General features: G+C 64.6%; 10 protein-coding genes. 3 read left to right on the top strand and 7 right to left on the bottom strand.

Annotated features, from left to right (window positions below):
- From EOC06_RS12245 to leuD, 3 genes are all read right to left on the bottom strand, one after another.
- On the bottom strand, positions 1 to 347 hold a 347-nt coding region (locus EOC06_RS12245), incomplete at its 3' end, for a RidA family protein (protein ID WP_245469516.1).
- Between the two features lie 280 nt (positions 348 to 627).
- Positions 628 to 1,569: a hypothetical protein gene (locus EOC06_RS12235; RefSeq protein ID WP_128307879.1), complete on the bottom strand. Its 942-nt coding sequence runs from the start codon at positions 1,567 to 1,569 to the stop codon at positions 628 to 630.
- 78 nt (positions 1,570 to 1,647) lie between these two features.
- Positions 1,648 to 2,253: a 3-isopropylmalate dehydratase small subunit gene (gene leuD, locus EOC06_RS12230; protein WP_023810900.1), complete on the bottom strand. Its 606-nt coding sequence runs from the start codon at positions 2,251 to 2,253 to the stop codon at positions 1,648 to 1,650.
- A gap of 127 nt (positions 2,254 to 2,380) precedes the next feature.
- On the opposite strand from leuD, the gene EOC06_RS12225 reads away from it, so the two are divergent.
- Entirely contained in the window at positions 2,381 to 2,806 is a 426-nt protein-coding gene (locus EOC06_RS12225) for a GNAT family N-acetyltransferase (RefSeq protein WP_128307878.1), read from the top strand.
- Positions 2,807 to 2,862: 56 nt separating this feature from the next.
- Here the strand turns inward: EOC06_RS12225 and EOC06_RS12220 are convergent, their stop codons facing one another.
- Genes EOC06_RS12220 through EOC06_RS12205 form a run of 4 tightly spaced genes read right to left on the bottom strand, consistent with a single transcriptional unit; the run spans position 2,863 to position 7,885 of the window.
- The gene (locus EOC06_RS12220) at positions 2,863 to 4,029 is read right to left on the bottom strand and encodes an FAD-binding oxidoreductase (protein WP_128307877.1); all 1,167 of its coding nucleotides are present in this window, start codon (positions 4,027 to 4,029) and stop codon (positions 2,863 to 2,865) included.
- A gap of 29 nt (positions 4,030 to 4,058) precedes the next feature.
- A complete protein-coding gene (locus EOC06_RS12215; protein ID WP_128307876.1) occupies positions 4,059 to 5,660 on the bottom strand; it encodes an ATP-binding protein in 1,602 nt (533 codons plus the stop codon).
- Positions 5,651 to 6,343: a response regulator transcription factor gene (locus EOC06_RS12210; RefSeq protein WP_128307875.1), complete on the bottom strand. Its 693-nt coding sequence runs from the start codon at positions 6,341 to 6,343 to the stop codon at positions 5,651 to 5,653. Before EOC06_RS12210 ends, EOC06_RS12215 begins: the two co-directional genes overlap by 10 nt.
- A gap of 3 nt (positions 6,344 to 6,346) precedes the next feature.
- Positions 6,347 to 7,885, bottom strand: coding sequence for a DUF4173 domain-containing protein (locus EOC06_RS12205; protein ID WP_128307874.1), 1,539 nt, complete (start codon positions 7,883 to 7,885; stop codon positions 6,347 to 6,349).
- Positions 7,886 to 8,414: 529 nt separating this feature from the next.
- On the opposite strand from EOC06_RS12205, the gene EOC06_RS12200 reads away from it, so the two are divergent.
- Together EOC06_RS12200 and EOC06_RS12195 are read left to right on the top strand one after the other, a co-directional pair.
- Positions 8,415 to 9,290 carry a CoA ester lyase gene (locus EOC06_RS12200; protein WP_128307873.1) on the top strand — a complete coding sequence of 292 codons (876 nt, stop codon included), beginning with the start codon at positions 8,415 to 8,417 and terminating at the stop codon, positions 9,288 to 9,290.
- 51 nt (positions 9,291 to 9,341) lie between these two features.
- Entirely contained in the window at positions 9,342 to 9,548 is a 207-nt protein-coding gene (locus EOC06_RS12195; protein ID WP_127261267.1) for a DUF1737 domain-containing protein, read from the top strand.
- The last annotated feature ends 81 nt before the right edge of the window (positions 9,549 to 9,629 follow it).

The following is a 9,629-nucleotide window of genomic DNA, read 5'->3' as shown; positions in this document are numbered from 1 at the left end:
ATCTTCATTTCCGATCTGTTGAGCTGGCAGACGATCATCGTCGCCGCCGGCCTGATGTCGCCGAACGTCTCGCCGAGGATCGGGAAGACCACGTCCACGAAGGCCTGGTCAGTGATGTAGTAATGCGCCCGCACCACGTCGGCCATCTCGAAGCCGCCGTCCTTCAGCGCCTTGGCAATCGTCGCCAGGCAATTGCGCGTCTGCGCCTCCACCGTCTCCGGCATCGTCATCGTCGCGTAGTCGTAGCCGGTCGTACCGGACACGAAACACCAGTCGCCCTGCACCACTGCACGCGAATAGCCGGCGGTCTTTTCGAACGGCGAACCGGTGGAGATGAGTTTGCGCATGGGGCCTCGCAGGATTTGGTGGCCATTTTGCAGGGAAAGGGTAGGGCTGGCCATGGGCCAACGCAGGTGGATTGGCGGTGCAAACCTTCGATGCCGGCGGGACAGCACCCCCCTCTGGCCTGCCGGCCATCTCCCCCTCAAGTGGGGAGATTAGCAGCTTCGCCATTCAGCACTCTTTTCTGCATTGCAGATTGGCAAAAGGAGAGAAGAGCCGATCTCCCCCCTTGAGGGGGAGATGTCCGGCAGGACAGAGGGGGGTGCGGCGGTCGCCCACAAAATCCTAATTCCCCGCCCCCAGCGCCTTGTCCAGCGCCGCCTTCACATCGACCGGCCATGTCGCCACATCAGGCCACGCCTGCGGCTGGCCATTGTCGCCGCGGCGCGCAAAATAGAGCCTGTGCTGGGCCGGGTCGACCGCCATGAAGCCGTCATTGCCGCCGCAATCATGCGGCACGCAGCCGCTGGCGTAGAAGGCGCCCGAAGCGGTCTTTTCCGTGCCGCCGCCGACCAGCAGGCTGGTCGCCATGTCGGGCATGTCCTTGCCGAGCAGCTTTTCGGCTTCCTTGTAGACGGCCTCGTTGTGGAAGGCGTCGATGATGTTCTGGTACTTTTCCGGATCGATGTCTTTCCAGTCCGTGCCGGGTTCCGGCATGTAGGTCAGATTGCCCGAAATCGTCAGCCCATCGGTCGGCGACCATTGCAAAGCCGGCTTCTCATCCCCCGGCAGCAGATAGGGCACGAAATAGATGGCGTTGTCGGACACCGCCGAGGGCGGCGCGCCGCACTGGTCCTGCTCGACCGTGGTGCTCTGGATGGTGCCGCCTTCCGGTTTCCAGACGATCACCGTCGCAGGCCCGCATTGATTGCCGCCGTCGCCCACATCGAACAGCGCCACCTTGACGCCGCCGACCTCGACTATTTTGTCGAAGAAGACGTCATAATTGCTGGCCAGCTGCTGGCCGTCATAGGCAAGCACCTTCTCACCGTCCTGTTCCGGTTGGGTGATGGTCAGCGTGCCGCCCTCGAAGGGTACAGGCGCCTGGCTGTCGTCATCGTCGGCTAAGGCCACATTGTTGTTGGTGCTCGGCGCGCTCTGGCCGGCGGCCCCGCCGGACGCATCGTCAGCCGGCACGAGCACCCTGTCGGTCTGTGCATGCGCGCCAGCCAGCGGCATCAGCATCCACGCCAGCGCACAGACGCCGGCAAGAAGCGAACGTGTCATGACTGTCCCTCCGCAACGAGCCCGGCGCAACGAATCCGGCCTGAAAGCTGCCGGGCCTCCGCCTGGAGTGTGTACCGCTCAGGCCCAGGGGCGCTGTTCGGCGTTGCGCTTTTCGAACGAGGCGATGGCGCCGGCCTTCTCCATGGTCAGGCCGATGTCGTCGAGCCCGTTGAGCAGGCAGTGCCGCTTGAAGTCGTCGAGGTCGAAGGTGACCACGCCGCCATCCGGTCCGCGGATTTCCTTGGCTTCGAGGTCGACCGACACGGTGGCATTGGAGCCGCGCGAGGCGTCGTCCATCAGCTTCTCCAGATCCTCAGGGCTGACGGTGATCGGCAAAATGCCGTTCTTGAAGCAGTTGTTGTAGAAGATGTCGGCGAACGAGGTCGAGATGACGCAGCGAATGCCGAAGTCGAGCAGCGCCCATGGTGCGTGCTCGCGGCTGGAACCGCAGCCGAAATTGTCGCCGGCAACCAGGATCTGCGCCTTGCGGTAGGCCGGCTTGTTGAGCACGAAATCCGGATTTTCCGAGCCGTCATCCTTGTAGCGCATTTCGGCGAACAGGCCGGTGCCGAGCCCGGTGCGCTTGATCGTCTTGAGGTAATCCTTCGGGATGATCATGTCGGTGTCGACATTGACGATCGGCATCGGAGCGGCGACGCCGGTGAGCTTGGTGAACTTTTCCATGGCTTTTGCCCGTGTTTTCGTTGCGGGGGGATTGCTGAGGCACGGTTTACACAAAGCCGGCAGCAAATAAAAGGCAACTGTTCGTGCACGGTGGCACAAGCCAGCCCGATGGTGCAGTCTGGCGGCCATGGCAGAAAACGCACACGTCCTCTATAACAGCGAACCCGCGCTCGACATCGCCGAATTCCGGCGTGTGCTGGTCGAATCCGGCCTCGGCGAGACACGGCCGGTCGATGATGAAGCACGGCTGCGGGCGATGCTGTCGAGCGCCAATCTGGTGCTGACCGCGCGTCTCGACGTCGAAGGCAAGCCGCTGGTCGGCGTGATCAGAGGCATCACCGACTTCTCCTGGGTCTGCTACATCTCCGAACTCGCCGTTTCCCGATCGGCACAGGGGCTCGGCATCGGCAAGGGCCTGATGGACGAGGCGCGCCGGCAGCTTGGACCGTCGGTCGCCATCAGCCTGATCTCCATGCCCGACGCCGTCGGCTTCTACGAACGTATCGGCATGAAGCGCATGGCGGATGCATTCTGGTTCGACCGCAAGGGCTGAGGTCGGCGCAGGCCTTTGACGTTGGAGGCGCACACCCCTCTCTGCCCTGCCAACGCTCAAATCACGTTCAATTCCCGGAACGCCCGCCCTTCCGCGACTCGACCATAGCCAAACGCCGAACAATCCACCGTGCGATAGCCGCCATGAACGATCAGTTCGGCCAGCGCCTTGCCGACCGCCGGCGCCTGCTGCAGGCCATGGCCGGAGAATCCGTTGGCGAAGATGAAATTCCCGACCTGCGGATGCGGACCGATCACCGCGTTCTGGTCGAGCGTGTTGTAGTCGTAGTGGCCGGCCCAGGCGCGGGTCGGCTTGATCGCCTCGAAGGCGGGAATGCGGGTCGCCAGCACCGGCCAGATCACCTCTTCGAACAGCGGCCAGTTTACCTCGAAGTCACCGGGATCGGGTGCGCGGTCGCCTTCCTCCGGTTCGGCGCCGCCGGTGAGGTAGACCGAGCCTTCCGGACGGACATAGATGCCGGAGGGATCGACCAGCAGCGGCATGTCGGCATATTTCTCGCGCGCCTCGAAGACGAAGACATTGCGCTTGCGCGGTTCGACCGGCAGTTCAAGCCCGGCCATGGCAGCCACCTTGCCGGCGTTTGGGCCGGCGGCGTTGACGACGATGCCGGCCTTCAGCGTCTCGCCATTGCCGAGGCTCACGCCGGTGACGCGATTGCCATCGCGCGCGATGGCGGTGACATCGGCGGTGATGAAATCGACTTTCTTCTGCCGCAGCGCCTTGCGGAACAGCGTCAGCATCGCATGCGCGTCGAACCAGCCTTCGCCGGTGCGGCCATAGGCGCCGGCTGAAATGCCCTCGGTCGACAGCCACGGGAACCGGCGCGTAAGCTGGTCGGCATCCTCGAGCACGATGTCGGCGCCCTCGGCCATCTGCGCCTCGTGATTGCTCTTGAGGATCGGCAAGCCGTCCTCGCCGGCAAGGATGAGGTAGCCGCCTTCGCGAAAGCCGATATCGGCGTCGGCGCCGAACTCTTCCTTCAGCCGCCGGAACAGCTTTAGCGTGAACTGCGACAGGCGGATGTTTTCCGGGATCGAGAATTGCTGGCGGATCGAGGCCATGGACAGCGTCGTTGCCGCATGCGCGAATTGCGGATCACGCTCGACCAGCGCGATCGTGCCGGAAAACCCTTGCTCACGCAGGTAATAGGCGACCGAGGAGCCGACGATGGCTCCACCGATGATGACGATGTCGTAGCGCATGTTCTCTCCGATCCGGCCGATGGTGTCCTTCACGCCACCGGCAGAATGATCTCGAAGCGCGTGCCGCGTTCGCTGTCAACCAGCGCGATCATACCATCATGCGCTTTCAGGAGGGCCAGCACGATGCCGAGCCCCATGCCGGTGCCGCCCTGCTCGCGCCGCGTGGTGAAGAACGGTTCGAAGATGCGCGCCCGGTTGCTCGGCGAAATGCCGGCGCCGTCGTCGCTGACCAGGATGCTCGCCTTGCCGCCGGCGCTCGTAGCCGAGACAGAAACCGCCGTCGCGCCGTGCCTGGCCGAATTGTCGATGAGATTGGCCAGCACGATAGCCGCGTTCTCGGCCGATATGCGCAAGCCGATTTCGCCGCCGGCTCCGACGCGAACCGCCAGCCTGTTGTCGACGGGCAGCAGCGCCAGCGCCGCACCGAGCGATGTGCTTTCGCCGCTCGGCGCCAGGTTTTCGGCGCGCGCCAGGTCGAGCAGGCGGCGAACCAGCAGATTGAGCCGTCCCGCATCGGTGACGATATTGTCTGAAAAGCGCCGCCGCTCCGTATCGTCCATCGCGTCACCGGAATCGCGCAGCAATTCGGCTGCGCCCTGGATCGCTGTCAGCGGCGATTTGAGTTCGTGCGAGACATGGGTGGCGAAGGTCTGGATTGAGTCCGAGCGCGCCTGAAGCTTCTCGGCCATGTCGAGGAAGGCTGCGGACAGCTCCGCCATCTCTCGCGTGCCGTGATGGTCGAGCGGCCGGATTGCCGTACGGTCGCCGGCGGCGATGCGCTCGGTGCGGTCGATCAGCGCATAGATCGGCCGGCTGACGGTGCGCAGGAAGATGAGCCCGATGAGCAGCGTGCCGCCGAGAATGGCAATCGCCGCCAACGTCACCTTGCCGCGTTCGCCATAGAGATGTTTGATGATGTTGTTGGGCGTCCGCGACACATAGACGACGCCGGCGACCTGGCCGTCGACGGCGACCGGCAGGGCGACGAAGACACGCACCTTGGTGCCGCGGCTGACCGAATAGAGCGGTGGCGCCGGCTGGTCGGGAATGCGCAGCCTGAGCGCGCTGGCATAGTGACCGGCAAGCGCTGTGCGCACCTCTTCGACCGCACCGAGCGACTGGCCGACCTCGCCCCGTCCGGCAATGACAACGCCCCGGGGGTCGAGCAGCCGGAAGCCGGCCAGCGTGGTTTTCTGGGTGGCGTCGAGAATGCCGGACAGGCGCGCGCCGATCGCCGCGAAGGCAGGATCGGCGGTGGCAGCGATCGCCGCCGGCCGGGTCGGCAGCACATAATCCGAGGCAAGATCGAGTTGCGGTTCGATTGGCCTGTACAGCGGGTCCGGATTGACGCTTCGGCTTGAATCCCCGCCTGGCCCCGGCATCGGCGCGCCGAGCTTGTCCGCCGCAATGCCGGCGTCACGCACATCCTGCGCATAGATGGCGGCGATGGCCGCCCCTTGCGCGATCAGCTCCGCTTCGGTCTGGCGGATCAGCTGGTTCTCGTAGAGGCGGAAGAAGAACAGGCCGACCAATGGCAGGGCCATCACCATGATCAGGATGGCGACGACGACCGTGGCAAGCCGTGGCCGCCATTTGCGGCCGACCCATTTGCTCGAGGCCGTCAGCCGCATCGGCCGAGCCGGAAGCCGACGCCATGCACCGTCTCGATAACGTCAGGGCAACCCACTGCTGCCAGCTTGGCGCGGATGTTGCGGATATGGCTGTCGACGGTGCGGCCGGCGACATGGATGTTTGCGGCATAGGCGCTGGCCATCACCGCGTCGCGGTCGAGCACGTGCGCGGGCCGCGTCAGAAACCCTTTCAAAATCGAGAATTCGATCCCCGTCAGGGCAAGCGCCTTGCCGTCGAAGCTGGCAGCGTGACTGGCCGGCGCCAGAGCCAATTTGCCATGCGAAAACTGCCTGTTGTCGACCGGTTCGGCCGGGGCCGGGCGGGCGCGCCGCAGGATGACGTTGACGCGGGCGACCAGTTCGCGCGGGCTGAATGGTTTCGTCACATAGTCGTCGCCGCCCATTTCGAGCCCGAGGATGCGGTCGATCTCCTCGTCGCGCGCGGACAGGAACAGCACCGGCACATCGGATGTGTGCCGCAGCCGCCGGCAGACCTCCAGCCCGTCCATCTCCGGCATGCCGATGTCGAGCACCACAAGGTCGGGCGCCCGGCGGCCGACCGCTTGCAAGGCGGCGGCACCGTCGGCCACCCCTGTCGTTTTCATGCCGGCCTTTTCCAGCGCAAAGCAGATCACCTCGCGGATGTGCGGGTCATCGTCGGCGACGAGGATGTGATGCGGCATGGATCAGCGGCCCGGCATGGAAGGTTCAATAGCGGAGGGAATCACGAACGGCCCCTTGGTGTCGAGATATCGAAGCAGCCGCCAGTCGCGAAAGCTCCAGGCCCGCCAGTTCTGCTGGATAGTTCGATACCAGATTTCATCGCTGCCGCGCACGCCAGCCAGTTCGCGGACAGTGCCGGCCGCCGCCGTCTTGGCCTGCTGCTCGAGGAAGCGATCGAGTGCGGGAAACGCGCCCGGACCGAGCGAGTGAAGATACCAGGCGTCTAGGGGAATGCCCTGGCCGGTCATTTCGAGGGAATGGTCGACATTGTAGTTGGCGATCGTCGCTGCAAAATTGATGAAACAGCCGGCATAAAGCGTCAGAGATAACGTCAGAAGATTGGCGGACAGCAGCCATTCATTGGATTTTGCCAGCGCGATGCGGGCAATGATCAGGGCAAGGCCTGCTGCCACCAGCCCCATCCAGACAAAGGCGGCGACGCGCCAGTAGGTCAGCGCATAGATGCCGACATAGAGGTCGAGCCGCAGGATCGACGAAATGACCAGCATGATGTTCTGCGCCACCCAGGCATAGACCAGCCGGCGGATGAACGGATCGGCCGAGGTGTCGCTGCCTGGCCGCAGCGCTGCCAGCACGAAGCCGGCGGCAAGCAGCGCGGTGACGATCAAGGGATAGGCGCCACGATGCGCGTAGGCCGCGTAGCTCAGCCCGTCGGGAAGGGCGGCCCCGCCCCACAGATAGGTGGCGTCGAGCGCCGTCTGCAGCGCAAACAGGATGTTGAAGACGATCAGGGCGCGCAGGATGGCGGCCTTGCCGAACAGGATGTCTTCGAGGGTGGTGATGGTTTTGTCGGCTTGAGCGCTGACGGCCGGCGCCGCGCGCGGGGTGCGACGAACCAGGCGCGGCAGGCGCGGTCGCAGAAAAGCCCAGACAGCGCCGAGCACGAACAGCCAGAAGGCAATCCGCGCCAGCTGGATAAGATCGAGCAGCCTCACGAGGTCGATCAGCGACAGCCAGTAGTCGATCACCGGATTGGCGGCGCCGAACAGCGCCAGGAAGACCGTGCCCAGCGTCAGCGGCATCACCCAGACAGCGATCGCCGCCAGCCGGATCCGCCGCCGGCCGAACCGGCGCGCCGTCTTGCGCCAGCGGACGAAATCATTGGCGAAGCGGAACGGCGCCGCCAGCCCGAACAGCGCGATTTGGCCGGCAATGCGGGCGATGCTGTGCCGCAACCGACCGCTCAGCGAAAGCGCGAAGACGGTCAGCGCCGCCAGCGCGATCGAAACCGACAGGGTGCTGACGTTTTCAGCCAGCGGCAGCAGCGCGACAAGCAAGGCGATGGGCTTGAGCCAGACCCGACCGTCGCTGAAAGCCGCCCGATGCACGGCGACAACCGCGGCGGCAATCAGCAGGGCAAACAGGAAAACCGTGATCCCGGCGGGCTGGCCGTAGAACAGGAAATCCGCAAGTGCCGCCAGCAGGATGGCGACACCGAAGCGGCTGCAATAGCTCGGCGCGGCGGAGAACAACGCTGTCATGATCGGGCTTTCCTGATGGCGTCCCGCCGGGTTGCCGGCGGGCTCTTGCGGACAAAGGGAATGAGGGTTGCGACGGGACACACGCGCGGCGCATCGGCCAGCCACCAGCCTTCACGGCGCAGTCGGTAAGGCAGACGGGGTTTTGCTCGCTTTTGCATGCCACCTGTTTGTCAGGCCGGCGGGGAGGCAGCACGGCGGATCGGAGGAGGTTTTCCGCAGGCCTGTGCAGTTTTCGTGCAGGCAATTGTTGAGGTCGAATTCGCCATCTTTCTAACGTCGGCGCTGCCCCTCACCTGCCTGCCGGCATCCTCTCCCCGTAAACGGGGCGAGGGACGCTCTTGTCGCCGGTTTCGCCAATCTCCAGCGTCGCAAGAAAGGCGCCGGCGTTGCCGCCAGCTCCTCTCGCCCCGTTTACGGGGAGAGATGTCCGGCAGGACAGTGAGGGGCAGCACCAGCTTTCGCGATTGGCTCGCCTCAGGCACAGCCCTGCGCGCTTGCCTCACCCACCCACAAGCGGCATAGATCACCCATGGAAACCTATCGCCCGCGCCGCTCCGTGCTCTACATCCCGGCTTCTAACGACAAGGCGCTGGCTAAGATCGCGCAGCTTGCCTGCGATGCAGTCATCATCGACCTCGAGGATGCCGTCGCCCCGGCCGACAAGATCGGCGCTCGCGAAAAACTGGCCGGCATTTTCGCCAACCGCCCCAACGAACGCTGCGAGATGATCGTGCGCATCAATGCTCTGGCAACCGAATGGGGCGCCGACGACCTGATGGCTGCCGCAGGCTGCGAGCCCGACGGCATCCTGTTGCCCAAGGTCGACACGCCGCGCGACCTGCTCGAGGCCGGCGATGTGCTCGACGACAATTTTGTCCCCGATAGCGTGAAACTGTGGGCGATGATCGAGACGCCCAAGGCGCTGCTCAACATCGGCGCCATCGCCGAGCTTGGCCGTGACCCGGCCTCGCGGCTCAGTTGTTTCGTTGCCGGAACGAATGACCTGGTCAAGGAGACCGGCATTCTGGCAACGCCTGACCGACGCTACCTCGTGCCATGGCTGATGCAGATGGTGCTGGCCGCGCGCGCCGGCGGCATCGACATGCTCGACGGGGTCTCCAACGATTTTCGCAGCCTCGGCGCTTTCACCCATGAATGCGCGGAAGCCGCGGCCATGGGGTTCGACGGCAAGAGCCTCATCCACCCGGCCCAGATCGAAGCCGCCAACCGTGCCTTCGCACCGTCCGCGGAAGCCGTGGCCGAGGCGCGCTCGGTGAAGGAAGCCTTCGCGCTCGCCCAGAATGCCGGCAAGGGCGTGATCGCGCTGAACGGCAGGATGGTCGAGCGCCTGCACTTGACGCAGGCCGAAAAACTGCTGGCGAAGGCAGCCGCCATCGGGTCATAAATGCTCGATGGGTGCGAGCTAGCTATGGCTACTCACGACAGGAATTGAACAATGAAACTCTACCGCTTTCTGTCCGCTCCGGACGATGCCAGCTTCTGCCACAAGGTGACGGCGGCGCTGAACAAGGGCTGGCACCTGTTCGGCTCGCCGACCTATGCCTACGACAAGAAGGCCAAAACGATGCGTTGCGGCCAGGCCGTGGTCAAGGATATCGACGGCCAGGAATACGGACCCGATACGAAGCTCAGCGACTGGTAGGGGACAGCGCTGAGGACTCTCTCTTTCTTCGTCATCCTAGGGCGGAGCAAGGAGCGAAGCGACGCGGCGCAGACCCTAGGA

This window comes from Mesorhizobium sp. M7A.F.Ca.MR.362.00.0.0 (genome assembly GCF_004023175.1).
Classification (GTDB): Bacteria; Pseudomonadota; Alphaproteobacteria; order Rhizobiales; family Rhizobiaceae; genus Mesorhizobium.
Note: the sequence above shows the minus strand (reverse complement) of the source record. Positions and strands in the feature narration are given on the sequence as shown.

Coding starts and splice junctions, on each gene's coding strand:
- EOC06_RS12195 (WP_127261267.1), top strand. CDS start 9,342: ATGAAACTCTACCGCTTTCTGTCCGCTCCGGACGATGCCAGCTTCTGC.
- leuD (WP_023810900.1), bottom strand. CDS start 2,253: ATGGAAAAGTTCACCAAGCTCACCGGCGTCGCCGCTCCGATGCCGATC.
- EOC06_RS12215 (WP_128307876.1), bottom strand. CDS start 5,660: ATGCGGCTGACGGCCTCGAGCAAATGGGTCGGCCGCAAATGGCGGCCA.
- EOC06_RS12235 (WP_128307879.1), bottom strand. CDS start 1,569: ATGACACGTTCGCTTCTTGCCGGCGTCTGTGCGCTGGCGTGGATGCTG.
- EOC06_RS12200 (WP_128307873.1), top strand. CDS start 8,415: ATGGAAACCTATCGCCCGCGCCGCTCCGTGCTCTACATCCCGGCTTCT.
- EOC06_RS12205 (WP_128307874.1), bottom strand. CDS start 7,885: ATGACAGCGTTGTTCTCCGCCGCGCCGAGCTATTGCAGCCGCTTCGGT.
- EOC06_RS12225 (WP_128307878.1), top strand. CDS start 2,381: ATGGCAGAAAACGCACACGTCCTCTATAACAGCGAACCCGCGCTCGAC.
- EOC06_RS12220 (WP_128307877.1), bottom strand. CDS start 4,029: ATGCGCTACGACATCGTCATCATCGGTGGAGCCATCGTCGGCTCCTCG.
- EOC06_RS12210 (WP_128307875.1), bottom strand. CDS start 6,343: ATGCCGCATCACATCCTCGTCGCCGACGATGACCCGCACATCCGCGAG.